This window comes from Pseudomonas sp. GW821-FHT07F01 (genome assembly GCF_059418825.1).
This window is the reverse complement of sequence record NZ_JBWKQO010000003.1, coordinates 651,699-676,860: the sequence shown is the minus strand read 5'-3', so window position 1 is coordinate 676,860 and position 25,162 is coordinate 651,699. Positions and strand designations below refer to the sequence as shown.

Genomic DNA, 25,162 nt, shown 5'->3' with positions numbered 1-25,162 from the left:
AACAGGCGCAACGCCTGTAGGAGCGAGCTTGCTCGCGAAGGGCTGCGCAGCAGCCCTGGGAATCATCAGAGCACCACCGTCCGGTTGCCGTTCAGGAACACCCGCCGCTCGATGTGATAACCCACCGCCCGGGCCAGGGTCAGGCCCTCGATATCCCGGCCCTTGGCGATCAGGTCCTCGGGGTAATAGCTGTGGTCCACCACCTCCACGCCCTGGGCGATGATCGGGCCTTCGTCCAGGTCGTTGTTGATGTAGTGCGCCGTGGCTCCCACCAGTTTCACCCCCTTGTTGTAGGCCTGGTGATAAGGCTTGGCGCCCTTGAAGCCCGGCAGCAGCGAGTGGTGGATGTTGATGGCCTTGCCATCGAGCTTGCGGCACAGCTCCGGCGACAGCACCTGCATGTAGCGGGCAAGGATCACCAGTTCGGCGCCGGAGTCCTCGATCACCTGCCATACCTGGCGCTCCTGGGACGGCTTGTCGTTGGGATCGAGGGGGAAGTGGTGGTAGGGAATCTGGTGCCAGTCGGCCAGGGGCTTGAGGTCCGGGTGGTTGGACACCACCGCCACCACGTCCATGGGCAACTGGCCGATGCGCTGGCGGTAGAGCAGGTCGTTGAGGCAGTGGTCGGCCTTGGAGACCATGATCACCACCTTCGGCCGGTAGTGCGGCGCGGTCAGTTCGAAGTTCATCTCGAAGGCCTTGGCCCGCTGTGCCAGGCCCTCGCGAAAACCCTGCTCGTTCAGGCCATCGGGCTGGCGGAACTCCACGCGAATGAAGAAACGGCCCGAGAGCCGGTCATCGAAGGAATGGTGCTCGGTGACGTAGCAGCCCTGCTCGAACAGAAAGCGGGTCACCGCGTCCACCGTGCCGAGCACGCTGGGGCAGTCGGCGGTGAGGATCCATGTGTCGGGGGCGCGGCTCATGCGGGATAACTCCTGTTCGTTAGGGCAACCGCAGCGCGGTCGGTTCTCTGTAGGAGCGAGCTTGCTCGCGAAAAATCCAAGGGCGCTGTGGTCTTCCGGAAAATCCATCCTTCGCGAGTTCGCGAGCCAGCTCGCTCCTACCAGGCCAAGCTAGGCTCAGGCCTGGACGCTCAGGCCATATTCGGCCGCGGCATCCTGCAGCCACATCCACCAGTAATCGGAAAAGCTGCGGCGCACCAGCAGCTCCCAGGTGTCTTCGCCGGTACGGCGGATCACCAGTTGCGACTTGGCGAACACCGTGCCCACGGCCTTGCCCACCGGGAAGTTGTTGGGGTGCACGTCGTAGCTGGTGGACTTCATCAGCACCTGGCGCACGTTGGGCCCGGACAATTCGAGAATCTGCTGGCCGCCGCTGACGTTGACGATCTGGATATGCAGGTCGCCCAGGGCGGCCCGCAGGTTCTGCTCGGCGGCGAACTCTTCGCCGCTGGGCACGATCAGCAGCCACTCATCCGGGCCCAGCCATTGCAGGCTGGTCTCGCCCTTGACCACTACGCTCAGGGCGCCCGGCAGTTCGATGCCCAGGGCCTTGTGCACGCCGGCGGCGAAGGCCGGATCGTGGCCGTCGCCACGGATCGTCAGGTGGCCGAGGAGTTTTTTCTCGCGCAGGGTCACCCCGGCGTTCTTGCGGCCCTTGCCCACCAGGCTCGGCAGATCGGCGTGGTGCAACGACGACTCGGCCTTGGCCCCGGTGGTGGGGCGCTGTTGGTAAACGTTGACTGCGGTCATAGAGCACCTGTCCTGAATTCTGTTGATAACACCCTGTAGGAGCCGGCTTGCCGGCGAAGAGGCCCTTGGGCCTTGTGGCAGCCTTGTGGCAGCCTTGAGGCCGCCTTCGCTGGCAAGCCAGCTCCTACATGAGCGTGTTGTGCCTTAGATGTTCTGGCGGTCGCCTTTGGGGTCGAAGAACACCGAGGAAACGATTTCCGCCTCGATCACCCGGCCATCGGCCAGCGGTGCGAAGACCCGCTCGCCCAGGCGCTTGAGCCCCCCCTTGACCACACCCAGGGCGAAGGAATAACCCAGGGAGTTGTGGGCATAGCTGGAGGTCACGTGGCCCACCATGCTCATCGGGATCGCCTGCTTGGGGTTGAACACCAGTTGCGCACCTTCCGGCAGCCACTGGGTCGGGTCGATCGGCTTGAGGCCCACCAGTTGCTTGCGCTGCTCGCGCACGCAGTCTTCACGGTTCATGCCGCGCCAGCCGATCCAGGAGAATGGCTTGGTCCGGCCCACGCACCAGCCCATGTTCAGGTCGTCCGGGGTCATGGAACCGTCGGTGTCCTGGCCGACGATGATGAAGCCCTTCTCGGCCCGCAGCACGTGCATGGTCTCGGTGCCATAGGGGGTCAGGTTGTACTTCTTGCCGGCCTCGACGATCTGCTCCAGCACGCCCATGGCGTAGTCGGCCTGGACGTTGACCTCGTAGGACAGCTCGCCGGTGAACGAGATACGGAACACCCGCGCCGGTACGCCACCCACCAGGCCTTCCTTCCAGGTCATGAACGGGAAGCCGTCCTTGTCCAGGTCGATGTCGGTGACTTCGCTCAGCAGCTTGCGGCTGTTGGGCCCGGACAGGGTCATGGTGGCCCAGTGGTCGGTGACCGAGGTGAAGTACACCTTGAGGTCCGGCCATTCGGTCTGCTGGTAGATCTCCAGCCACTGCAGCACGCGAGCCGCGCCGCCGGTGGTGGTGGTCATCAGGAAGTGGTTGTCGGCCAGACAGGCAGTGACGCCGTCGTCGAAGACCATGCCGTCTTCCTTGCACATCAGGCCGTAGCGGGCCTTGCCCACGTCGAGCTTGGTCCAGGCGTTGGTGTAGATGCGGTTGAGGAACTCCCGGGCATCGGGGCCCTGGATGTCGATCTTGCCCAGGGTCGAGGCGTCCAGCAGGCCGACGCTGTCACGCACGGCCTGGCATTCACGCTTGACCGCGGCATGCAGGTCTTCGCCGTTTTTCGGGAAGTACCAGGGGCGTTTCCACTGGCCGACGTCTTCGAACTCGGCGCCATTCTTCACATGCCAGGCATGCAGCGCGGTGAAGCGCACCGGCTCGAAGATGTGCCCGCAGTGCCGGCCAGCCACGGCGCCGAAGGTGATCGGCGTGTAGTTCGGACGGAACATGGTGGTGCCCATCTGCGGAATGCTGACGTTCAGCGAACGGGCGGCGATGGCCAGGCCGTTGACGTTGCCCAGCTTGCCCTGGTCGGTGCCGAAGCCCAGGGCGGTGTAGCGCTTGACGTGTTCCACCGACTCGAAGCCCTCGCGGGTCGCCAGTTCGATGGCGGCCGCAGTGACGTCGTTCTGCAGGTCGACGAATTGCTTCGGCGCACGCGCCGTGCCTTTTTCGTGGGGCACCTGGAACAGCGCCAGGGTCGGTTCTTCAAGACGGGCCAGGGCCTTGGGCAGAACGCCCTCAACGGCCTGGAAACCGGCTTCGCTGGCGGCGCGCACACCGCCTTCGAAACCGTCGGCCAGGGTATCGCCGAGGCTGTAGACGCCGTTGATGCCACCGACGCACACACGTTTCTGCGGCGCTTCACCGGGCACGAAACCGAGGATGTCTTCGCGCCACACCGGCTTGCCGCCCAAGTGCGAGGCCAGGTGCACCACCGGGCTGTAGCCGCCGGAGCTGGCGATCAGGTCGCAGTCGAGCCATTCGCCGGGGCTGGTGACCTTGTGTGCCTTGACGTCGATGGCCGCTACACGCGCGCCGGTCACGTGCTTGCTGCCACGGGCCTCGATCACCGCGCTGGAGGTGAGGATGCGAATACCCTTGGCCCGGGCTTCTTCCACCAGGGCGCCGCGCGGGTTGTGCCGCGCATCGGCGATGGCCACCACTTGCAGGCTGGCGTCGAGCCAGTCCAGGGCCACACGGTAGGCGTGGTCGTTATTGGTGGACAGCACCAGTTTCTTGCCCGGGGCCACGCCGTAGCGCCGCACATAGGTGGAGACCGCGCCAGCCAGCATGTTGCCCGGCACGTCGTTGTTGCCGTAGACCAGCGGCCGCTCGTGGGCGCCGGTGGCCAGCACCACGCGCTTGGCGCGTACCCGGTGGATGCGCTGGCGTACCTGGCCGATGGGCGCGCGGTCGCCGAGGTGATCGGTGAGGCGCTCGTGAATGGTCAGGAAGTTGTGGTCGTGGTAGCCGTTGACCGTGGCCCGCGGCAGCAGCAACACATCCGGCAGCGACTGGAGTTCGGCAACCACACTGGCCACCCACTCCGCCGCCGGCTTGCCGTCCAGGCTCTCGCGACTGTCCAGCAGGGTGCCGCCGAATTCTTCCTGCTCGTCGGCGAGGATCACCCGGGCGCCACTGCGGGCCGCTGCCAGGGCGGCGGCAAGGCCCGCGGGGCCGGCGCCGACGATCAGCACGTCGCAGTGCTGGTTCATGTTGTCGTAGGTGTCCGGATCGTTCTCGGTGGGCGAACGGCCCAGGCCCGCGGCCTTGCGGATGTACTTCTCGTAGGTCATCCAGAACGATTGCGGGTACATGAAGGTCTTGTAGTAGAAGCCCGGCGGCATCAGCTTGCCGCCGACCTTGCCGAGAATGCCCATCATGTCGTTGTTGACGCTGGGCCAGCCGTTGGTGCTGGTGGCGACCAGGCCCTGGTACAGCGCCTGCTGGGTGGCGCGCACGTTGGGGATCTGGGTGGCTTCGGTGGCGCCGATCTGCAGCACCGCGTTGGGCTCCTCGCAGCCTGCGGCGAAGATGCCCCGGGGCCGGGAGTACTTGAAGCTGCGGCCGATGATGTCCACGCCATTGGCCAGTAGCGCCGAGGCCAGGGTGTCGCCCTCAAAACCCTTGTAGCTCTGGCCGTTGAAGGTGAAGGTCAGGACCTTGTTGCGGTCGATGCGTCCGCCGTTGGACAGGCGATTGGTCTGGCTCATACCTTCTCTCCAGCAGCCTTGGCGGTGAATTGCGGCTTGGTGCCGATCTTGTAGGTCTCAAGAATTTCGTAGGTCACGGTGTCGCGGGTGGCGTTGAAGTACTGGCGGCAACCGGCGGCGTGGATCCACAACTCGTGGTGCAGGCCGCGAGGGTTGTCGCGGAAGAACATGTAGTCGCCCCACTCCTCGTCGGTGCAGGCGTTGGGGTCCAGGGGCCGTGGAATATGCGCCTGGCCGGACGAATGGAATTCCTCTTCGGAGCGCAGCTCGCCGCAGTGAGGACAGAAGATATGCAACATAGGTAGTTGTCCTTTTAGTGGGCGACCGCAGCAGCGCCGTGTTCGTCGATCAGCGCGCCGTTGTGGAAACGGTCGATGGAGAAAGGGGCGGCCAGAGGATGCATCTCGCCCTTGGCCAGGCTTGCGGCAAACACGTTGCCCGAGCCCGGGGTGGCCTTGAAGCCGCCGGTGCCCCACCCGCAGTTGAAGAACATGTTCGGCACCGGAGTCTTGGAAATGATCGGGCAGGCGTCCGGGCTGGTGTCGACGATGCCGCCCCACTGGCGGTTCATGCGCACACGGGAGAGGACCGGGAACATCTCGACGATGGCCTGGATGGTGTGCTCGATCACCGGGTAGGAACCGCGCTGGCCGTAGCCGACCCAGCCGTCGATACCGGCGCCGATCACCAGGTCGCCCTTGTCCGACTGGCTGATGTAGCCGTGCACCGCGTTGGACATGATCACGCTGTCGATGATCGGTTTGATCGGCTCCGACACCAGCGCCTGCAGCGGGTGGGATTCGATCGGCAGGCGGAAGCCCGCGAGCTTGGCCATGTGCCCGGAGTTGCCGGCAGTGACCACCCCGACGCGCTTGGCACCGATAAAGCCCTTGTTGGTCTCGACGCCGATGCACACGCCGTTTTCCTTGCGAAAACCAATGACTTCGGTCTGCTGGATCAGGTCCACGCCCAGGGCGTCGGCGGCGCGGGCAAAGCCCCAGGCCACGGCGTCGTGACGGGCCACGCCGCCGCGGCGCTGGACCGTGGCGCCGAGGATCGGATAACGGGTGTTTTTCGAGCAATCCAGGTAAGGAATCTCGTCCGCCACCTGCTGGGTGTTGAGCAACTCGCCATCGATGCCGTTGAGGCGGTTGGCGCTGACCCGACGCTCGGAATCACGGATGTCCTGCAGGGTATGGCACAGGTTGTAGACCCCGCGCTGGGAGAACATCACGTTGTAGTTGAGGTCCTGGGACAGGCCTTCCCACAGTTTCATGGCGTGCTCGTAGAGCTGCGCCGACTCGTCCCACAGGTAGTTGGAACGCACGATGGTGGTGTTGCGCGCGGTGTTGCCGCCGCCCAGCCAGCCTTTTTCCACCACCGCGACATTGGTGATGCCGTGCTCCTTGGCCAGGTAGTAGGCAGTGGCCAGGCCATGCCCGCCACCGCCGACGATGACCACGTCATAGACCTTCTTCGGGGTCGGCGTGCGCCACATCCGCTGCCAGTTTTCATGGTGGCTGAGAGAGTGCTTGAAGAGGCCGAAGCCCGAATAGCGTTGCATAGTCATTGCTCCAGTTGCGGCTCTCAGCGGTAAACCGGGAAATCAGCGCACAGGGTCGCCACCTGGCGAGCGACATTGGCCTCGACATCGGCATCGCCGAGGTGGTCGAGGATGTCGCAGATCCAGCCCGCCAGTTCGGTGCACTGGGTGACCTTGAATCCGCGGGTGGTGACCGCCGGGGTGCCGATGCGCAGGCCGGAAGTCACAAACGGCGACTGCGGGTCGTTGGGCACGGCGTTCTTGTTCACGGTGATGTGGGCACGGCCCAGAGCGGCATCGGCATCTTTACCGGTCAGGCCCTGACGAATCAGGCTGACCAGGAACAGGTGGTTGTCGGTGCCGCCGGACACTACATCGTAGCCGCGTTTGATAAACACGCCGGCCATGGCCTGGGCGTTGTCGATCACTTGCTGCTGATAAGCCTTGAAGCCAGGTTCCAGCGCTTCCTTGAAGCACACCGCCTTGGCCGCGATCACATGCATCAGCGGACCGCCCTGGGCACCCGGGAACACGGCAGCGTTGAGTTTCTTCTCGATCTCTTCGTTGGCCTTGGCCAGGATCAGCCCGCCACGGGGACCGCGCAGGGTCTTGTGGGTGGTGGTGGTGACCACGTCGGCATAGGGCAGCGGGTTGGGATACAGACCGGCGGCCACCAGCCCGGCGACGTGGGCCATGTCGACGAACAGCAGCGCCCCGACCTTGTCGGCGATCTGCCGGAAGCGCGGGAAGTCCAGGGTCTTGGAGTAGGCCGAGAAGCCGGCGACGATCATCTTCGGCTTGTGTTCAACGGCCAGGCGCTCGACTTCGTCGTAGTCGATCAACCCGGTGCGGGTGTCGATGCCGTATTGCACCGCGTTGTACAGCTTGCCCGAGGACGACACCTTGGCCCCGTGGGTCAGGTGGCCGCCATGGGCCAGGCTCATGCCGAGGATGGTATCGCCGGCCTGCAGCAGGGCCAGGTACACCTCGCTGTTGGCCGAAGAACCGGAGTGCGGCTGGACGTTGGCGTAGTCGGCACCGAACAGTTGCTTGGCGCGCTCGATGGCCAGGGCCTCGACCTTGTCCACGTGCTCGCAGCCACCGTAGTAGCGCTTGCCCGGATAGCCTTCGGCGTACTTGTTGGTCAGCCCGCTGCCTTGCGCCTGCATCACCCGCTTGCTGGTGTAGTTTTCCGACGCGATCAGCTCGATGTGATCTTCCTGGCGTTGTTCCTCGGCATTGATGGCCGCCAGCAGTGCATCGTCGTAACCCTGGATCTGGTCTTGCTTGCTGAACATCACGTCTCTCCCAGCGGCGGCGGTGCGCCTTTCGTCTCGGTGAGGCGAGCCTTACAGCTACGCCCTTTGGATGCGATGGTATGACCGGGAAGGGGAACTCAAATGCCTATGGACGCCACGCAAAGGTGCGTTTACGACATGCCCTGGCGTGCGGAGATAAATGCCTGCCCGCACCACCCGCCAACGGCTCTGGATCGGGCCTATCCTTCCCCCGCAACGCAACGCTCTCTGCCGTAGGAGCCGGCTTGCCAGCGAAGAGGCCCGCAAGCCGGGCGCAAACCCTCACGGGCGCCTTCGCCGGCAAGCCGGCTCCTACAGGGCTGCGCGCAGGGCCAGCAGCAGGAGAAAGTGCGCCGGGTACAGCAGGTAGGCCCAGCGGCGCATGGCCGGCACCGACCTGCCACGCAGCCCCCGCAGCAGCATCAGCCCCAGCCACGGCGCCAGCAGACAAGCGGCAATACCGCAGGTCGCCACCTGATTGCCCAGGCGCGCCGCCGGGAACAAGGTTTCCCATTGATTGGCCGCCAGGCACAGCGCCCCAGGCAGCAGGCTGAAATACCAGGGCCGGCGCAACACCAGTACCAGGGCCAGCGGCAGCAACACCCCGAAGGCGCCGAACATCAGCCGCTCGCTGAAAACCACCGCCAGCAGCGAGGCCAGCAGGCCAAGCCCCAGGTCCAGGCCTCTGCGCCGCTGCCAGCCGCGAGCCACCAGCAGGCCCAGGGCCAGGGTGGGCAACACATTCAAGGTATCGGGGTCGGGAATGAACAGGCGATAGGGAATCTCGCTCAGCAGGCTGAACAGCAGCAACCAGCCCAGGTAGCGCCATGGGCCGGGCCGGCGGTCGATTTCATCCCTGGCCCGGGTCAGGTTCACCGCCATGGCCAGGCAGAACCAGGGAAACGCCAGGCGCCCGGGTACGTAAAGCCAGTCCAGGCTCAGGCCCACATAACGCAGGTGATCGAGGACCATGCTCAGCAGCGCCAGCCATTTCAGCGCATCCAGCGCCCCGTCGCGCCGGGCAGTGTCGGGTTTCAGCATCGCGTCACGCATAAATCCTTATGGGCCATGCATTATTCCGGCATAAACAGAGCGTGTGCTGGGCCATTATTCTTGGTTAAAGTGCGCACCATCATCGACCACGGAGCCGGCCATGACCGACAAGAGCCAACAATTCGCCAGCGACAACTACTCCGGCATCTGCCCCGAAGCCTGGGCCGCCATGGAGCAGGCCAACCACGGCCACGAGCGCGCTTACGGCGACGACCAGTGGACCGCTCGCGCCTCGGATCATTTCCGCAAACTGTTCGAAACCGATTGCGAAGTGTTCTTCGCCTTCAACGGCACCGCCGCCAACTCCCTGGCCCTGTCGTCGCTGTGCCAGAGTTACCACAGCGTGATCTGCTCGGAAACCGCCCACGTCGAAACCGACGAGTGCGGCGCCCCGGAGTTCTTCTCCAACGGCTCCAAGCTGCTGATCGCCGGCACCCAGAACGGCAAGCTGACCCCGGAATCGATCCGCGAGATCGCCCTCAAGCGCCAGGACATCCACTATCCCAAGCCGCGGGTGGTAACCCTGACCCAGGCCACCGAGGTGGGCAGTGTCTACACCCCGGAAGAAGTTCGCGCCATCAGTGCCACCTGCAAGGAACTGGGGCTGAACCTGCACATGGACGGCGCGCGCTTCTCCAACGCCTGCGCCTTCCTCGGCTGTACCCCGGCGGAGCTGACCTGGAAGGCCGGCGTGGACGTGCTGTGCTTTGGCGGCACGAAAAACGGCATGGCGGTGGGTGAAGCGATCCTGTTCTTCAACCACAAGCTGGCGGAAGACTTCGACTACCGCTGCAAGCAGGCTGGCCAGCTGGCCTCGAAAATGCGCTTTCTCTCCGCGCCCTGGGTCGGCCTCCTGGAAAACGACGCCTGGCTCAAGCACGCCCGCCACGCCAACCACTGCGCGCAGCTGCTGGCCCAACTGGTGGCCGACATCCCTGGCGTGGAACTGATGTTCCCGGTGCAGGCCAACGGCGTGTTCCTGCAACTTTCGGAACCGGCCATTGCCGCACTGACGGCCAAGGGCTGGCGCTTCTATACCTTCATCGGCAAGGGTGGCGCGCGCTTCATGTGCTCCTGGGACACCGAGGAAGACCGCGTGCGCGAACTGGCAGCCGACATCCGCACCGTCATGAGCGCCTGACCCACCCCCCGCCTGTAGGAGCTGGCTTGCCAGCGAAGAGGCCCGCAACCCGGGCGCAGCTCTCACCGACGCCTTCGCCGGCAAGCCGGCTCCTGCAATGGCCAGCGCACCTCCCACCCCGTAGGAGCTGGCTTGCCAGCGAAGAGGCCCGCAACCCAAGCGTCGCGCTCACCGACGCCTTCGCCGGCAAGCCGGCTCCTACAATGGCCAGCGCACCTCCCACCCCGTAGGAGCCGGCTTGCCAGCGAAGAGGCCCGTCAAGCACGCCCCCTTCATCAGTTCACAAATTCCTGAACTGATTATTTGCCCCCACTGATTCAACAACCGCAGCGTTTGTCCGAGACTCCGGGGTCGACCTATAAAAATAAGGCTGTACCCCATGACGACTTCTTCTTGCGTCACCGAGAACGCCCAGCCTCCCGGCCTGAAGATCGAAACCCGCTCCATCGACTACGTGCCGCGCAACGAGCGCCACGGCAAGGTCTGGCACCAGGGCCCCTTCTGGTTCACCGGCAACTTCGTGCTCACCACCATGGTCACCGGTTTCACCGGCGCAGCCCTTGGCCTCGCCCTGCAATACGCCATCCTGGCGATCGTCATCGGCGTCTGCCTGGGCACCTTCTGCATGGCCTTCCACGCCAACCAGGGCCCGCGCATGGGGCTGCCGCAGATGATCCAGTCCCGCGCCCAGTTCGGCCTGCGCGGCGCCATCGTGCCGTTCACCGCCGTGGTGTTCGTCTACATCGGCTTCAACGTGTTCAACGTGATTCTCGCCACCGATGCCATCAACACCGTGATTCCCGGCGCCCGGGCGCCCTGGTACACCCTGATGATCGCCGTGGCGGTGCTGATCGCGGTGATCGGCCATGACCTGCTGCACACCGTGCAGCGCTGGCTGACCTACGTGATGATCAGCGTGTTCGCGGTGCTCACCGTCAGTGCCCTGCTGACCCTGCAGGCCGACTCGGCCCTGGCCGACCCGCAGTTCTCCTGGTCGGCGTTCCTGATCCAGCTGTCGGCCGCCGCCGGCTACCAGATCAGCTATTCGGTGTACGTCTCCGACTACTCACGCTACCTGCCGCACCAGACGCCGTCGCGCCAGGTGATTTTCTGGACCTACCTGGGCGCCGCCGGTTCGGCCCTGTGGCTGATGTCCCTGGGGGCGTTCCTGGCCTCGGCCCTGCCCTCCCCCGATGCCATCGCCAGCGTGCGCGAAGTGGGCAACCGGGTGATCCCCGGCTTCGGCACCTTCACCGTGCTGATCGCAGTGCCGGCGCTGGTGGGCATCATGGCGGTCAACTGCTACGGCGCCATGCTCACCGGCATCAGCGCCATCGACGGCTTCAAGTCGATCAAGCCCAACCTCAAGAGCCGGGTCTGCGGAATCGTGCTGGTGGCGGTGGGGATCTTTCTCATCGCCATGAACATTCCCGAGAGCTACCTGGGCAGCTTCAACACTTTCGTGCTGCTGATGCTGTATTTCCTGGTGCCCTGGACCGCAGTCAACCTGGCGGACTTCTACCTGGTGCGCAAAGGTCGCTACGCCATCAGCGACATCTTCAATCACGCCGGGATCTATGGCCGCTGGTCCAGCGCCGGGCTGCTGGCGTATTTCCTCGGCCTGCTGGCGATGGTGCCGTTCATGTCCCTGAGTTTCTTCCAGGGCCCGCTGTCCCAGGCCCTGGGCGGCGCCGACATTGCCTTCGTGGTTGGCCTTGCCGTGGCCGCGCTGGTCTACTGGGCGCTGACCCGCAACCTGGACCTGGACGCGGAGCGCCTGGCCATCCAGGCCAGCGAGCAGCAACTGGAAGGAGGCGCGCAATGATTCCTCAGGCATCCCTCAAGGTGGCCTGCCAGCAAGTGGCCCCGCGCATCGGCGACCTTAAGTACAACCGCGCCCTGGGCGCCGAGGCGATACGCCAGGCCGCCGCCCGCGGCGCCCAGGTGGTAGTGCTGCCGGAACTGGTGCAGAGCGGCTATGTGTTCAGCGACCGCAATGAAGCCCTGGCACTCTCGGAAAGCCTCGACGGGCCGACCCTGAGCCTGTGGAAAACCCTGGCCGAAGAGCTGCAGGTGGTGATCGTCGGCGGCTTCTGCGAGCGCCTGGACCAGGAGCGCGTGGCCAACAGCGCGGCGCTGGTCGAACCCGAAGGCAGGCTGACGCTGTACCGCAAGGCCCACCTGTGGGATCGGGAAAACCTGATCTTCACCCCGGGCGACGAGCCGCCGCCGGTGGTGGCGACCCGCTTCGGGCCGATCGCCATGATGATCTGCTACGACCTGGAGTTTCCCGAGTGGGTGCGCCTGCCAGCCCTGGCCGGTGCGGCCCTGCTGTGCGCCCCGGTGAACTGGCCGGATGGCCCGCGCCCGCTCGGCGAGCGGCCGGCGGAGATGGTCCGGGTGCAGGCCAATGCGGCGGTCAACCGGATGTTCATCGCCGCCTGCGACCGTTGCGGCGAGGAACGTGAAGTGAACTGGGTGGGCGGCTCGACCATTGTCGATGCCGACGGTTATCCACTGGCGGGCAGGGATCGGGAAAGCGCCGAGCAGTTGCTGCTGGCGGAGCTGGACCTGACCCAGGCCTGGCACAAGTCCATCAGTGAACATAACCATGTGCACCTGGATCGGCGCCCGGCGTTGTATCAGTAACCGAAGGATCAGGTTGCACCTGTTCGCTGGCAAGCCGGCTCCTACAGCAAACGGATGCAGGGGCCGGTTTGCCGGCGATCAGAACTCCACGCGCACGTCGCCCTTGGGCACGCTGCAGCAGGACAGGATGTAGCCTTCGGCTTCGTCTTCCTCGGTGATCCCGCCGTTGTGCTCCATCTCCACCTCGCCCCCCAGCTTGAGCACCTTGCAGGTGCCGCAGATGCCCATGCCGCAGGCCTTGGGAATCATCAGGCCAAGCTTGGCCGCCGCCGCGTGCACGGTTTCCCCGGGGGCCACGCGGATGCTCTTGCCCGAAGCGGTGAACTCCACCTGATGCAGGTCCGCCAGGTCCGGCTCCGGCGCCTCGGCCGCCTGTTCGGCGTGTTCCACCGCATCGGCCCGGGCTTCGGCCGGGGTCGCGCCGAAGGATTCCTCGTGGTAGCGAGCCATGTCGAAACCGGCGGCTTCCAGCAGCCGCTTGACCGCGCTCATATAGGGCGTGGGGCCGCAGCAAAACACTTCCCGCTCCAGGAAATCCGGGGCCATCAACTCCAGCATCTTGTGGTTCAGGTAGCCGCGATAACCGGCCCAGGGCTCGCCCAGGCCGTGCTTTTCGCAGATCAGGTGCAGGCTGAAGTTGTCGATCCGCGAGGCCATGTGCTCCAGCTCGCGGTGGTAAATGATGTCCTTGGGGGAACGGGCGCTGTGGATGAACACCATGTCGACGTTGGCGTTGGTGTCGTAGAACCAGCGCGCCATGGACATCACCGGGGTAATGCCGACGCCGCCGCTGAGGTAGAGGATCTTCGGCGCCGGAAAGTCGATGGCGTTGAACAGCCCCACCGGCCCGTGCACCGCCAGTTCCTGGCCTTCGTGCAGGGTGTCGTGCAGCCAGTTGGAGACCTTGCCGCCGGGCACGCGCTTGATGGTCACCGAGAAGCTGTAGGGCACCGAGGGCGAGCTGGAGATGGTGTAGGAACGCATCACCGGCTGGCCCTCGATCTCCAGCTCCAGGGTGACGAACTGCCCCGGTTTGAAGAAGAACATGATCGGCTGGTCGGCCATGAAGCAGAAGGTCCGCACGTCCCAGGTTTCCTGGATGACTTTGACGCAACGGACGATGTGACGGCCATTGGCCCAGGTCTGGGTGGTTACCGGGTTGAGGAAGGTGTTGGACATGCTGTTCTCCACGGCCGACGGTCGGCGTCTTGTCAGCGATTCTGCGTAAGGCTTCTCGCGCCCATTTACCTATCTGCGACATTCACATGCTTATCGCGACCAGCCCCCAGCTGCCGGGGCTGGCGCGTCGGGAACAGATTGGGCCATGTCGCCCATGGATAAGGTTCTCGGCGCCTGCGGACCCACACTCGCCTCAACGACAACAGCCGTTTTTTTCGTGACTTGCGTAGCACCCACCGTAGCCACTAATTAATTCGCCGGCCGCACTGAACGGCCATGAGGACTTGAACGATGGACGTCACCGCAACCCTGAGCTTGGGCGATCCGCTGGAACCTGCACGCAAGGCCACTGCACAGATGCTGCAGGAACGTGAGCGGACCTTTTCCCTGCCGCAGCCGTTCTACTGCGATGAAAGGCTGTTCGATATCGACATGCAGGAGATCTTCCAGAAGGAATGGCTGATCGCCGGCATGACCTGCGAGATCCCTACCAAGGGCAACTACATCACCCTGCAGATCGGCAAGAACCCGATCATCGTCATCCGCGGCGCCGACGGCGTGGTCCACGCCTTCCACAACGTCTGCCGCCACCGCGGCTCACGGCTGTGCACCAGCGACAAGGGCAAGGTCGCCAAGCTGGTCTGCCACTACCACCAGTGGACCTACGAACTGGACGGCCGCCTGCTGTTCGCCGGCACCGAGATGGGCGCCGACTTCGACATGAAGCAATACGGCCTGAAACCGGTGAACGTGAAGACCGCCGGCGGCTACATCTTCATCTCCCTGGCCGAGAACCCGCCGGCCATCGACGACTTCCTCGCGACCCTGGCCCATTACATGGAGCCCTACGACATGGAGAACACCAAGGTGGCGGTGCAGACCACCTTGCATGAAAAGGCCAACTGGAAGCTGGTGCTGGAGAACAACCGCGAGTGCTACCACTGCGGCGGCTCGCACCCCGAATTGCTGAAAACCCTGCTGGAATGGGACGACGTCACCGACCCGCGGGCCGACCAGGCGTTCAAGGACCACGTGGCTGCCTCCGCTGCCGCCTGGGAAGCCGAGAAGATCCCTTACGCCCACGCCAGCTTCGGCCTGCGCAACCGCATCGTGCGCATGCCGCTGCTCAAGGGCACCGTGTCCATGACCCTGGACGGCAAGCAGGGCTGCGCCAAACTCATGGGCCGGATCAAGAACCCGGACCTGGGCTCGATGCGCATCCTGCACCTGCCCCACTCGTGGAACCACTGCATGGGCGACCACATCATCGTGTTCACCGTGTGGCCCATCAGCGCCCAGGAAACCATCGTCACCACCAAGTGGATCGTGCACAAGGACGCCGTGGAAGGCGTGGACTACGACGTCGAACGCATGCGCCAGGTGTGGGACGCCACCAACGCCCAGGACCGGCGCCTGGCGGAAGAGAACCAGCGCGGCATCAACTCCACCGCCTACCAGCCCGGCCCGTACTCCAAGACCTACGAGTTCGGCGTGGTCAACTTCGTCGACTGGTACAGCGAGCGCATGCTGAGCAACCTGGGGGCGGAACCGGCGCCTTACCTCAAGGGTGTTCCGGTCACCGGCTGACACTGCAAGCACCGCAGCGGCTACAAGGCTTGTGTAGCCGCTGCCGCAGGCTGCGAAAGGCTTGGGCGGCATTCCGACGCAGCAGGCGCAGCGATCTTGAGAGCGCCTGGGTCCGGCGGAAAACCGTCAAGCAAGGTCCTGCGGACCTTGTCGCAGCCTCGCGGGCTCGGCAGCGGCTACAGGGCCTTCAGGGCCTTCAGGGCCGCGACCAGCTGACCGCGCCGGTCTCGCCGATGAAGGTCTCGCTGATCTGCGGGCCGTCCAGCCTCACCTTCACATAGCCATTGCGCACCCGTAGCGGGTAGTTCGGATCGTCTGCCGAAAGGGTTTCCGACCATTGCACCTGGGTGTTGCCCTTCAGTTCGCTGGTAACACCATAGGGAATCGCCCCATGGCCGATGCAGCGCCCATACATGCCGTCCCTGGGCGCTGTCCAGGTACTGGAAGCGCACGATCCAGCCGTCGCCGTCACGCTCCAGATGGCGCACCTGGGCCTGGCAGAAAATCTGCGCACCGTGATTGCGGTGGTGTTCTTGGCCTTGTTGTTACAGCCCCAGACGCAGTCGCCACAGTGGTTGCACGGCAGTTGCTCGCCCCCGACGTGGTTGAGGTTGTTGGGCAACTTGGCGAAGGTCACGTTGATCGGCGGCTTGTAGAAACGCGCCTCCTGCTTGAGAAAGTCCGCGGACTTCTGGTTGGCCTGGAGCTTGGCCAGGGAAACACAAACTGTGGAAAAAGTGCCAACCGGCGGCAGCCCGGGGGCGCAGCTATAGGCGGGCACGCTGGTTGGTGGCGCGGCGGCGGGTGCGTCGAGGGAGAAAGGCGCGGATCGCGGAAGCCTGTGATGAACGACAGTCCATTGCCTGAGCTCCCGGGAACCGGATGTGGATAAGTAACTGCCAGGTCCTTGTGGCATCAGTGAAGACAGGCCACTTGCCAGTGTCAAGGCAGCCATTAGAACTGTATGAAATTTGATCTATTGCCGTGCAAGCCATGGATTACAAGGGGTGCAGCCTTCGACGAACACCTTATCCACACCTTGGCCCACAGCAACTGTGGGCAAGTTCCTCTGGCATGGGGATATTTCGCCGGGCAATGGCAATAAAATCCGTGACTTATGTAGAAAGTGCTGTTTCACAAGGTATTGATCATTTTTTAAACATGGCCATCAAAGCCACGTATTCAGAGGGCTACAGAGGAAGGCGAACACCTTATCCACAGAACGGCCAACAGACTTTGGGGGCAACTCGGGTGCACGAGTCATGCACTGTGGAAAACCGCCAGAAGCCGCGCATTATCAGGGGCACGCCAGGATATTCTGCGGAAAAACCAGCATTTGGTCGTTTTTTGAACAAAAGCTTTAAAGCCCCGTTCTGCAAGGGATACAGCGCTAAGCGAACATCTTATCCACAGAAGCGCCAACAGACTTTGGGGGCAACTGCTGTGCAAAAGTCTACCCGAGGGTTTTCCCATCATGGAAAAAACGCCATAAAAAACCCCGACTTAGCCTGATCAAAAATCGTACAGGCGGCGCCAGGGCCCGCTGCACAAGGGCTGGAGCGAGGCGCGAACACCTTATCCACAGGTCCGCACACAGGGATTGTGAGTAACCCTACCCCCCTGTCGCGAAAGACGGCCGGGAATTGTGCAAAACCGCGCTGGCCTCTTCGCCGGCAAGCCGGCTCCTACAAGGCATCGGTGCATTTCCCCTTGTGGGAACTGGCTTGCCAGCGCACGGCTGCGCCCGGGAATTGTGCAAAACCGCGCCGGCCTCTTCGCCGGCAAGCCGGCTCCTACAAGGCATGGGTACATTTCCCTCCCGTAGGAGCTGGCTTGCCAGCGAACAGCGGTGCCAGGGGTTGTGCATAACCCTGGGGTCAGCGCACTACGCCTTCTTCGATGAGCAATTTGAGAATGGCTTCGGCACCCGCCTCAGGGCTGACGCCCTTGAGTACCTGGCCGGTGCCGCCGCTGGCCTTGGCGGTAGCGGCTTTCATGCGGTCGGCGCCGCTCTTGGCCTTGATCACTTTCAGGCGCTTGGGGCGCGGCTTGGCCGGCTGCAGGCTGGAGCCTGTGAACAACTCGTCCTCCACCACCAGCACCTGGTCGGTTTCGAGCACGCCCCGGCGCGCCGGGCCGTAGGCGCTCTGGCGCGGCTTGGGTGCGGCGTTATCCACAGTGGCGAGGAATGGCAGGCGCACCTTGAGCCGGCGTCGCTGGCCGCGGGGCAAGGCTTGCAGGACATGGGCCACGCCATCGCCCAGGGACTCGACCTGGGCCAGCCCCACCACCAGCGGCCAGCCGAGGTTTTCCGCCAACAGGAATGGCAGCATTCCCGAGCCCTCGCCGGTTTCCGCCTGGCTGCCGGTGAGCACCACCTGGGCGCCGGCATGACGCAGGTACTGGGTCAGTGCCGGCAGGGCATCGGCGCCCGCCGGTTGCTCCAGCACATGCAGCTGTTCCAGGCCCATGCCCAGGTAGGCGCGCAGGGCCGGTTCGGCTACATCGCCGGCATGCAGCACCTGCAACTGCGCACCGGCCAGTTGCAGGCCCAGTTCCACTGCCCGGGCATCCTGTTCGGCACGCCGCGGGCGGCCGGAGGTGGGGTGGGCGCCAATCGAAATCAGGCTGATTACATTGCTGTGCATAACATCCCCTTAAGCCGCATCGCGCTTGGCGTCGTTGCGGTAGGCCGCTACCGCCGCGATCAAGGCCTTGAGAATCTCCGCGCTGTCGCCAATCACCGACAGGTCGGCACGCTTGATCATGTCGCAACCCGGGTCGAGGTTGATCGCCACCACCTTGTCGCAGGCACCAATGCCTTGCAGGTGCTGGATCGCTCCGGAAATCCCCACCGCCACATAGACCCGCGCGGTGACCCAGATACCACTGGCCCCCACTTGCCGGTCGCGGGCCATGAAGCCGTCGTCCACCGCCACCCGCGAAGCACCTTCGGTGGCCCCCAGGGCGGCGGCGGTCTGGTGAAACAGCGGCCAGTCCTTGACCCCGTTGCCCCCGGAAAAGATGAACTCGGCCTCGGCCATGGGAATCGCCGCCGGGTCCACCGCCACTGCGCCCAGGTCTTCGATCCGCGCCAGGCTGCGGGCCACGCTTGTGGATAACTCCACCGGCAAGGCTTCGTGGCGGGTTTCGCTGACTGGCTCCGCGCATTCGGCGGCGGCCAGGATCAAGCGCGCCACCGGCCGCGCCAGGTCCTGCAGGCCGGCGCCGGCACGGCCGATGCACTGCCCGTCCTTGACCTGCCAGACCCGGGTCGCCGGGCGTTCGCCCAGGGCCGCGGCAAGGCGCCGGCCCAGTTCGCCGCCGCCGGTGCGGCTGTCGGGCAGCAGCCAGTGGCGCGGGCTGAACTGGTTATCCACAGCCCGCAGGCCCTGCACCCGTTGTTCCGGTGCATAACCTTCGAACTCGCTGCCTTGCAGCACCAGCAGGCGGTCGACACCCGCGGTGGCGAAGGCCGATTCCTTGTGTTCGCCGAACACCACCGCCAGCACCGCGCCGTCCTGGCCCGCCAACTGATGGGCCAGGCCCAGCAGGTCGCGGTCGTGGCTGCTCAGGCGGCCACCGACCATGTCCGGCACCACGCTGATGTAGAACGCCGGCTGCGCCACTTGATGCAGCGGCAACTGCACCTCGGCCGCTGCCGTGCGCTTGGCGCTGCCGCCCTGCTGGGCGCCACTGCGGTCGATGCGCTTGAGGCCGTTGGGGCCGATGAAACCGATGCCGTGGGGGTTCTTGCGGATCAGGCCATTGGGCCCCATCCAGCTGTGTTGCGCCGGCTGCATGGCCGCGTGCAGCGGGTGCAGGCGGTTGCGGGCGATCCACTCGGCCCGGGGATCGCGGCGGATAATGTCGCTCATCAGTGCACCTCCGCAGGTTCAGGTTTCACCGACGCCGGCGCTTTGCTCGGGGCGGCGTCTTCGAGCAAGGCATCGGCTACCAGTTCGGCGATGTCCTTGATCATCGGCCGCGGCTCCACCACCCCTTCGAGCATCGCCGTGCACTGTGGACAACCCACGGCCACCAGCTCGGCGCCGGTCTCGCGGATGTCCTGCATGCGCATGTCGGGAATCCGTTGCTTGCCCGGAATGTCGGTGATCGGCGCGCCGCCGCCACCGCCGCAGCAACGGGAACGGAAGCCCGAGCGCTGCATTTCCTTGATCTCGATGCCCAAGGCACGCAGTACGTCCCGAGGGGCTTCGTACTCACCGTTGTAACGACCCAGGTAGCAAGGATCGTGATAGGTCACGCTGCTGCCCTTGTGCTGGCCCAGGTTCAGCGCACCGGCGCCGATCAGCTCGGCCAGGTAGGTGCTGTGGTGCTGCACCAGGTAGTTGCCATCGAAGGCGCCGTACTCGTTCTTCAGCACATGGAAGCTGTGGGGATCGCAGGTGACGATGCGCTTGAAGCGGTACTTGGCCAGGGTCTGGATGTTGCGCTTGGCCAGCAGCTGGAAAGTCGCTTCGTCGCCCAGGCGCCGGGCCACGTCACCGCTGTCGCGCTCTTCCAGGCCGAGCACGGCGAAGTCCACCTTGGCCGCCTTGAGCACTTTGACAAAGGCCCGCAGGGTGCGCTGGTTGCGCATGTCGAAGGCGCCGTCGCCGACCCAGAACAGCACGTCGGTGCTTTGTTTGTCGCTGAGCAGGGACAGGTTCAGGTCCGCCGCCCAGTTCATCCGCCCGCCGGGGTTGAAGCCGCCGGGGTTGTCGGTGGCAATGAGGTTTTCCAGGACCTCGGCGCCCTTGTTCGGCGTGGCGCCCTTCTCCAGGGTCAGATGGCGACGCATGTCGACGATGGCATCGACGTGTTCGATCATCATCGGGCATTCCTCGACACAGGCCCGGCAGGTGGTGCAGGACCACAGGGTCTCGGCGTCCACCAGGCCGTTGACGATGGGCTGGTGCGGGTTGCCGCCGTGTTCGCCGATGGCCTTGCCAGGGTACGGGCTGCCAGCGAACTGCGCGTCGGTACCGCCGGCCAGGCCGACCACCATGTCCTGGATCAGTTTCTTCGGGTTCAGCGGCTGGCCGGCGGCGAAGGCCGGGCACGCCGCCTCGCACTTGCCGCACTGCACGCAGGCGTCGAAGCCCAGCAACTGGTTCCAGGTGAAGTCCTTGGGCTTTTCCACCCCCAAAGGCGCGTTCGGGTCTTCCAGGTCCAACGGTTTGAGGCCGGTGGAGCGTCCGCCACCAAAGCGCTCGGCGCGCCGGTGCCAGGCCAGGTGCAGGGCACCAGCGAAGGCGTGCTTCATCGGCCCGCCCCAGGTCATGCCGAAGAACAGTTCGGACACGCCCCAGAGCACACCCAGCGCAAGCAGCGCCGCCAGCAGCCAGCCACCGAAGTTTTCCGGAAGGATCCCGGCCACCGGCAGAGTCGCCACGAAGAAGCTCACGGAGAATGCCAGCAGGCTTTTGGGCAGGCGCATCCACGGCCCTTTGGACAGCCGCGCCGGCGGGTTGCGCCGGCGCTTGGCGACGAACAGCGCGCCGACGAACATCAGCGTGGTGGCCAGCAGCAAGGCATAACCCAGGATGCGGTTGTGCAGGCCGAAACCGTGCACCAGGATCGCCAGCACGGCGGCCAGGACAAAGCCCCCCGCCGTGGCCACGTGGGTGTTGGCCATGTATTTGTCCCGGGCCACCACGTGGTGCAGGTCCACCATGTAGCGCTTGGGCATGGCCAGCAGGCCGCCAATCAGATCGACCTTGGAGGCTCGCCCCCGGCGCCACATGGCCACGCGTCGCAGCGCGCCAAGGACCGCAAGGCCGATGGCGGCGAACAACAGAATGGGAAGAAGGGTGTTCAACATGGTGGAGCTCCCAAAGACCTGGGGCCTTGTAGGAGCTGGCTTGCCAGCGATCAGGCAGCACGCGGTATCTCGCCAGTGCCGATCGCCGGCAAGCCGGCTCCTACAGGAAGTGGCTTAGAAATCCTTGCACAGGCGCAGTGCGTCGTAGATCGCGGCATGGGTGTTGCGCTGGGACACGCAGTCGCCGATGCGGAACAACAGGTAGCCCTCCCCCGTCTCGCTCAGGCACGGCTGCGGCTTGATCGCGAACAGCGCCTCGACGTCCATCTGGCCCTTGTTGCGCGAACCTTCCTTGAGCCCGTAGTAGAGCTCTTCGTCAGGACGCACGCCGTTTTCCACCACCACCTGGTCCACCACCCGTTCTTCCCGGGCGCCGGTGTATTCGTTTTCCAGCACCGCCACCAGCTTGTCGCCCTCGCGGTACACCTTCTCCAGGGTCAGGTCCCCGGTCATGATCACTTCCTTGGGGTACAGGCTGCGGTAGTAGGTAGGGAACGAGGTGCCGCCCACGGCGATGCCCGGCTTGATGTCGTCGGTGACGATTTCCACTTGCGAACCCTTGTCGGCGATGAAGTCGGTGACCGACATGCCGGTGAACTCGCAGATGGTGTCGTACACCAGCACGTTCTTGCCCGGCGCCACCTTGCCGTCGAGGATGTCCCAACTGCTGACCACCAACCCTTCGGCGGCGCCCCAGTGCTCGTTCTGCTCGATGAACGGATGGCCGCCCACGGCCAGCACCACCACGTCGGGGCGCAGGTCGAGGATGGTCGCGGTGTCCGCCGCGGTGCCCAGGCGCAGGTCGACTTTCAGGCGCGCCAGCTCCAGCTGGTACCAACGGGTAATGCCGGCGATCTGGTCCCGTTGCGGGGCCTTGGAGGCGGTGGTGATCTGCCCGCCAATGGCTTCCTTCTTCTCGAACAGGGTCACGTCATGGCCACGTTCGGCCGCCACGCGAGCGGCTTCCATACCGGCAGGACCGGCACCGACCACCACCACCTTGCGCTTGATGCCGGTGGTTTTCTCGATGATGTGCGGCACGCCCATGTATTCACGGGACGTGGCGGCGTTCTGGATGCACAGCACGTCCAGGCCCTGATACTGGCGGTCGATGCAGTAGTTGGCGCCGACGCACTGCTTGATCTGGTCGATCTGGCCCATCTTGATCTTGGCGATCAGGTGCGGGTCGGCCATGTGCGCGCGGGTCATGCCCACCATGTCGACGTAACCGCCTTCGAGAATCCGCGTGGCCTGGTTCGGGTCCTTGATGTTCTGTGCGTGCAGCACCGGCACCTTGACCACTTCTTTGATGCCCGCCGCCAGGTGCAGGAACGGCTCCGGCGGGAAGCTCATGTTGGGGATCACGTTGGCCAGGGTGTTGTGGGTGTCGCAGCCCGAACCCACCACGCCGATGAAGTCCAGCATGCCGGTGTCGTCGTAATACTTGGCGATCTGCTTCATGTCCTCATGGGACAGGCCGTCCGGGTGGAACTCGTCGCCGCACAGGCGCATGCCCACGCAGAAATCGTCGCCCACTTCAGCGCGTACCGCCTTGAGCACTTCCAGGCCGAAACGCATGCGTTTCTCGAAGGTGCCGCCCCATTCGTCGGTGCGCTTGTTGACCCGTGGGCTCCAGAACTGGTCGATCATGTGCTGGTGCACCGCCGACAGCTCGACACCGTCCAGGCCACCGGCCTTGGCCCGGCGCGCGGCCTGGGCGTAGTTGCCGATCACCCGCCAGATCTCCTCCGGCTCGATGGTCTTGCAGGTGGCGCGGTGCACTGGCTCGCGCACCCCGGACGGCGACATCAGGGTCGGCCAGTTGAAACCGTCCCAGCGCGAGCGCCGGCCCATGTGGGTAATCTGGATCATGATCTTGGCGCCATGCTTGTGCATGGCGTCGGCCAGGTTCTGGAAATGCGGGATGATCCGGTCGGTGGACAGGTTCACCGAGCTCCACCACTCCTGGGGGCTGTCGATGGCCACCACCGAGGAACCGCCACAGATCGCCAGGCCGATGCCGCCCTTGGCCTTTTCCTCGTAGTACTTCACATACCGTTCGGTCGTCATGCCGCCGTCGGTGGCGTAGACCTCGGCGTGCGCAGTGCTCAGCACACGGTTGCGGATGGTCAGTTTGCCGATCTGGATCGGCTGGAACATCGCTTCGAAAGCCATTTTTCTTAACTCCGCTTACAACGGTTTGACGACGAACAGGCCATCGTCGTGGCCTTCTTCGGAACCACCGTAAACCTGCTCTGCCACGGTGCGGATCTTGCTGCCACGGGCCGCCAGGATCTGGTCCATGGCACCGGCGAACCAGCCGGTGAACATGTAGTCCACCTTGCGCCCGACCTTGCCGTACACGTAGACGAAGGCCGAGTGTTCGAGCTTGACGCTGGCGGTGCCTTTATCCAGGTCGATGTCCTGGATCTTGAACAGGCCCCAGCCGCGCTGGGACAGGCGCTTCATGTAGTGCTCGAACACCGCGACGCCTTCCAGGCCGTGGCATTCGGCTTCTTTTTCACACCAGTGCCAGGCGGACTTGTAGCCGGCCTTGTAGAGGATCTCGGCGTAGGCATCGGCGCCCAATACCTCCTCGATGCCCATGTGGTTGTTGACGAAGAAATGCCGTGGCACGTAGAGCATCGGCAGGGCGTCGGAGGTCCAGACACCGGTTTCGCTGTCGACTTCGATAGGCAATTGCGGGGCGATCTTGGCCATGTTTCAAAACTCCGGAATTCTGTGGATAAGTACGTCTGTAGCCGCTGCCGCAGGCTGCGAAAAGGCTCGAAGAGCCTTCCGAGGGCCGCAAGAGCGCGTCTCCTTCGGAGCCGATCGCAGCCTGCGGAAGCGGCTACAGGAATGTGCTGTGGGGGGTGGCCTTATTCGCCCCAGACGTCCTTCAGGACGCTGACCCAGTTCTCGCCCATGATCTTGCGCACCACGCGCTCGCTGTGGCCGCGCTTGAGTAGGGTCTCGGTGAGGTTGGGGAACTCGCCCACGGTGCGGATGCCCAGGGGGTTGATGATCTTGCCGAAGTTGGTCAGGCGCCGGGCGTAGCCCTTGTCGTGGGTCAGGTATTCGAAGAAGTCCTGGCCATGGCCCTGGGTGAAGTCGGTACCGATGCCAATCGAATCTTCACCGACGATGTTCATGGTGTATTCGATGGCTTCGGCGTAGTCGTCGATGGTCGAATCGATGCCCTTGGCCAGGAACGGCGCGAACATGGTCACGCCGACGAAACCGCCGTGGTCGGCGATGAATTTCAGTTCGGCATCGGACTTGTTGCGCGGGTGCTCCTTGAGCCCCGACGGCAGGCAGTGGGAGTAGCAGACCGGCTTCTTGGATTCGAGGATCACTTCCTCGCTGGTCTTGGAGCCAACGTGGGACAGGTCGCACATGACCCCGACGCGGTTCATCTCGGCGACGATCTCGCGGCCGAACCCGGAGAGCCCGCCATCACGCTCGTAGCAGCCGGTGCCCACCAGATTCTGGGTGTTGTAGCACATCTGCACGATGCCCACGCCCAGCTGTTTGAACACCTCGACGTAGCCGATCTGGTCTTCGAAGGCATGGGCATTCTGGAAGCCGAAGAGGATGCCGGTCTTGCCCAGCTCCTTGGCCTTGCGAATGTCCGCGGTGGTGCGCACGGGCATCACCAGGTCGCTGTTTTCGCGTATCAGCTTCTGGCTGGAGGCAATGTTGTTGACCGTGGCCTGGAAACCTTCCCAAACCGACACGGTGCAGTTGGCTGCGGTCAGGCCGCCCTTGCGCATGTCCTCGAACAGCTCGCGGTTCCACTTGGCAATGATCAGCCCGTCGATAACGATGCTGTCGGCGTGTAGTTCGGCTGGGCTCATCAGGCTGTCCCCTTATTGGCGATTCATGCGCCGAATCGTCTGCCGGCGCTTTGGGGTCAGCATATGCTTGAGGGCCGGGGCGCCTGGGTGCAAAAACGACAGGGGAATTGCCGAAAGCGTCAAGCGCCGACAAAGGGCCGGACGGAGGGCA

The 25,162-nt window shown here is 64.5% G+C and carries 19 protein-coding genes and 1 pseudogene; 5 read left to right on the top strand and 15 right to left on the bottom strand.

Annotation, left to right across the window (positions count from 1 at the left end; translation table 11 throughout):
- Nucleotides 1-65: 65 nt before the first annotated feature.
- From purU to AC07R1_RS13680, 7 genes are all read right to left on the bottom strand, one after another.
- On the bottom strand, nt 66-923 hold the full coding sequence (gene purU, locus AC07R1_RS13710; protein WP_011063899.1) for a formyltetrahydrofolate deformylase: 858 nt from the start codon (nt 921-923) through the stop codon (nt 66-68).
- Nucleotides 924-1,079: 156 nt separating this feature from the next.
- On the bottom strand, nt 1,080-1,712 hold the full coding sequence (locus AC07R1_RS13705; protein WP_011063900.1) for a sarcosine oxidase subunit gamma: 633 nt from the start codon (nt 1,710-1,712) through the stop codon (nt 1,080-1,082).
- A gap of 144 nt (nt 1,713-1,856) precedes the next feature.
- Nucleotides 1,857-4,874 carry a sarcosine oxidase subunit alpha gene (locus tag AC07R1_RS13700; RefSeq protein WP_015637299.1) on the bottom strand — a complete coding sequence of 1,006 codons (3,018 nt, stop codon included), beginning with the start codon at nt 4,872-4,874 and terminating at the stop codon, nt 1,857-1,859.
- The gene (locus tag AC07R1_RS13695) at nt 4,871-5,173 is read right to left on the bottom strand and encodes a sarcosine oxidase subunit delta (RefSeq protein WP_011063902.1); all 303 of its coding nucleotides are present in this window, start codon (nt 5,171-5,173) and stop codon (nt 4,871-4,873) included. The genes AC07R1_RS13700 and AC07R1_RS13695 overlap by 4 nt, the downstream gene beginning before the upstream one ends.
- 14 nt (nt 5,174-5,187) lie before the next feature.
- Nucleotides 5,188-6,438 (bottom strand): sarcosine oxidase subunit beta family protein, encoded by a 1,251-nt coding sequence (locus AC07R1_RS13690; protein WP_016964291.1) that lies wholly within the window; start codon nt 6,436-6,438, stop codon nt 5,188-5,190.
- 23 nt (nt 6,439-6,461) lie between these two features.
- Nucleotides 6,462-7,715: a serine hydroxymethyltransferase gene (locus AC07R1_RS13685; RefSeq protein WP_125062331.1), complete on the bottom strand. Its 1,254-nt coding sequence runs from the start codon at nt 7,713-7,715 to the stop codon at nt 6,462-6,464.
- Nucleotides 7,716-8,027: 312 nt separating this feature from the next.
- The gene (locus AC07R1_RS13680) at nt 8,028-8,768 is read right to left on the bottom strand and encodes a TraX family protein (RefSeq protein ID WP_210672114.1); all 741 of its coding nucleotides are present in this window, start codon (nt 8,766-8,768) and stop codon (nt 8,028-8,030) included.
- 100 nt (nt 8,769-8,868) lie between these two features.
- Between AC07R1_RS13680 and AC07R1_RS13675 the strand changes: the two genes are divergently transcribed.
- From AC07R1_RS13675 to AC07R1_RS13665, 3 genes are all read left to right on the top strand, one after another.
- Complete coding sequence (locus AC07R1_RS13675) at nt 8,869-9,909, top strand: threonine aldolase family protein (RefSeq protein WP_011063906.1); 1,041 nt, start codon at nt 8,869-8,871, stop codon at nt 9,907-9,909.
- Nucleotides 9,910-10,288: 379 nt separating this feature from the next.
- Complete coding sequence (locus AC07R1_RS13670) at nt 10,289-11,734, top strand: purine-cytosine permease family protein (protein ID WP_495110608.1); 1,446 nt, start codon at nt 10,289-10,291, stop codon at nt 11,732-11,734.
- Entirely contained in the window at nt 11,731-12,558 is an 828-nt protein-coding gene (locus tag AC07R1_RS13665; RefSeq protein ID WP_495110607.1) for a nitrilase-related carbon-nitrogen hydrolase, read from the top strand. Before AC07R1_RS13670 ends, AC07R1_RS13665 begins: the two co-directional genes overlap by 4 nt.
- 78 nt (nt 12,559-12,636) lie before the next feature.
- On the opposite strand, the gene gbcB is transcribed toward AC07R1_RS13665, so the two are convergent.
- Entirely contained in the window at nt 12,637-13,737 is a 1,101-nt protein-coding gene (gene gbcB, locus AC07R1_RS13660; RefSeq protein ID WP_011063909.1) for a glycine betaine monooxygenase reductase subunit, read from the bottom strand.
- Nucleotides 13,738-14,028: 291 nt separating this feature from the next.
- Between gbcB and gbca the strand changes: the two genes are divergently transcribed.
- On the top strand, nt 14,029-15,324 hold the full coding sequence (gbca, locus tag AC07R1_RS13655; protein WP_011063910.1) for a glycine betaine monooxygenase oxygenase subunit: 1,296 nt from the start codon (nt 14,029-14,031) through the stop codon (nt 15,322-15,324).
- A 422-nt stretch (nt 15,325-15,746) separates the two neighbouring features.
- Here gbca and AC07R1_RS13650 read toward each other — a convergent pair.
- A pseudogene (locus AC07R1_RS13650) lies at nt 15,747-16,042 on the bottom strand (hypothetical protein); the annotation flags it as partial.
- 392 nt (nt 16,043-16,434) lie between these two features.
- Here AC07R1_RS13650 and AC07R1_RS13645 point away from each other — a divergent pair.
- Nucleotides 16,435-16,836 (top strand): hypothetical protein, encoded by a 402-nt coding sequence (locus tag AC07R1_RS13645; protein ID WP_495110606.1) that lies wholly within the window; start codon nt 16,435-16,437, stop codon nt 16,834-16,836.
- 365 nt (nt 16,837-17,201) lie between these two features.
- Here AC07R1_RS13645 and etfB read toward each other — a convergent pair whose 3' ends face one another.
- From etfB to AC07R1_RS13615, 6 genes are all read right to left on the bottom strand, one after another.
- Nucleotides 17,202-17,972: an electron transfer flavoprotein subunit beta gene (etfB, locus tag AC07R1_RS13640; RefSeq protein WP_011063912.1), complete on the bottom strand. Its 771-nt coding sequence runs from the start codon at nt 17,970-17,972 to the stop codon at nt 17,202-17,204.
- Between the two features lie 9 nt (nt 17,973-17,981).
- On the bottom strand, nt 17,982-19,202 hold the full coding sequence (gene etfA / locus AC07R1_RS13635; protein WP_041120168.1) for an electron transfer flavoprotein subunit alpha: 1,221 nt from the start codon (nt 19,200-19,202) through the stop codon (nt 17,982-17,984).
- On the bottom strand, nt 19,202-21,151 hold the full coding sequence (gene dgcB, locus AC07R1_RS13630) for a dimethylglycine demethylation protein DgcB (protein WP_072443626.1): 1,950 nt from the start codon (nt 21,149-21,151) through the stop codon (nt 19,202-19,204). The genes etfA and dgcB overlap by 1 nt, the downstream gene beginning before the upstream one ends.
- A 114-nt stretch (nt 21,152-21,265) precedes the next feature.
- A complete protein-coding gene (dgcA, locus tag AC07R1_RS13625) occupies nt 21,266-23,326 on the bottom strand; it encodes a dimethylglycine demethylation protein DgcA (protein ID WP_015637308.1) in 2,061 nt (686 codons plus the stop codon).
- A gap of 15 nt (nt 23,327-23,341) precedes the next feature.
- Nucleotides 23,342-23,872 carry a 4-vinyl reductase gene (locus AC07R1_RS13620; RefSeq protein WP_011063916.1) on the bottom strand — a complete coding sequence of 177 codons (531 nt, stop codon included), beginning with the start codon at nt 23,870-23,872 and terminating at the stop codon, nt 23,342-23,344.
- 161 nt (nt 23,873-24,033) lie between these two features.
- On the bottom strand, nt 24,034-25,011 hold the full coding sequence (locus AC07R1_RS13615; RefSeq protein ID WP_011063917.1) for a dipeptidase: 978 nt from the start codon (nt 25,009-25,011) through the stop codon (nt 24,034-24,036).
- Between the last annotated feature and the right edge of the window lie 151 nt (nt 25,012-25,162).

Bases quoted from the DNA above. Each gene is read 5' to 3' on its own strand.
- purU (WP_011063899.1), bottom strand. From the start codon at position 923: ATGAGCCGCGCCCCCGACACATGGATCCTCACCGCCGACTGCCCCAGC.
- AC07R1_RS13705 (WP_011063900.1), bottom strand. From the start codon at position 1,712: ATGACCGCAGTCAACGTTTACCAACAGCGCCCCACCACCGGGGCCAAG.
- AC07R1_RS13700 (WP_015637299.1), bottom strand. From the start codon at position 4,874: ATGAGCCAGACCAATCGCCTGTCCAACGGCGGACGCATCGACCGCAAC.
- AC07R1_RS13695 (WP_011063902.1), bottom strand. From the start codon at position 5,173: ATGTTGCATATCTTCTGTCCTCACTGCGGCGAGCTGCGCTCCGAAGAG.
- AC07R1_RS13690 (WP_016964291.1), bottom strand. From the start codon at position 6,438: ATGCAACGCTATTCGGGCTTCGGCCTCTTCAAGCACTCTCTCAGCCAC.
- AC07R1_RS13685 (WP_125062331.1), bottom strand. From the start codon at position 7,715: ATGTTCAGCAAGCAAGACCAGATCCAGGGTTACGACGATGCACTGCTG.
- AC07R1_RS13680 (WP_210672114.1), bottom strand. From the start codon at position 8,768: ATGCGTGACGCGATGCTGAAACCCGACACTGCCCGGCGCGACGGGGCG.
- AC07R1_RS13675 (WP_011063906.1), top strand. From the start codon at position 8,869: ATGACCGACAAGAGCCAACAATTCGCCAGCGACAACTACTCCGGCATC.
- AC07R1_RS13670 (WP_495110608.1), top strand. From the start codon at position 10,289: ATGACGACTTCTTCTTGCGTCACCGAGAACGCCCAGCCTCCCGGCCTG.
- AC07R1_RS13665 (WP_495110607.1), top strand. From the start codon at position 11,731: ATGATTCCTCAGGCATCCCTCAAGGTGGCCTGCCAGCAAGTGGCCCCG.
- gbcB (WP_011063909.1), bottom strand. From the start codon at position 13,737: ATGTCCAACACCTTCCTCAACCCGGTAACCACCCAGACCTGGGCCAAT.
- gbca (WP_011063910.1), top strand. From the start codon at position 14,029: ATGGACGTCACCGCAACCCTGAGCTTGGGCGATCCGCTGGAACCTGCA.
- etfB (WP_011063912.1), bottom strand. From the start codon at position 17,972: ATGCACAGCAATGTAATCAGCCTGATTTCGATTGGCGCCCACCCCACC.
- etfA (WP_041120168.1), bottom strand. From the start codon at position 19,202: ATGAGCGACATTATCCGCCGCGATCCCCGGGCCGAGTGGATCGCCCGC.
- dgcB (WP_072443626.1), bottom strand. From the start codon at position 21,151: ATGTTGAACACCCTTCTTCCCATTCTGTTGTTCGCCGCCATCGGCCTT.
- dgcA (WP_015637308.1), bottom strand. From the start codon at position 23,326: ATGGCTTTCGAAGCGATGTTCCAGCCGATCCAGATCGGCAAACTGACC.
- AC07R1_RS13620 (WP_011063916.1), bottom strand. From the start codon at position 23,872: ATGGCCAAGATCGCCCCGCAATTGCCTATCGAAGTCGACAGCGAAACC.
- AC07R1_RS13615 (WP_011063917.1), bottom strand. From the start codon at position 25,011: ATGAGCCCAGCCGAACTACACGCCGACAGCATCGTTATCGACGGGCTG.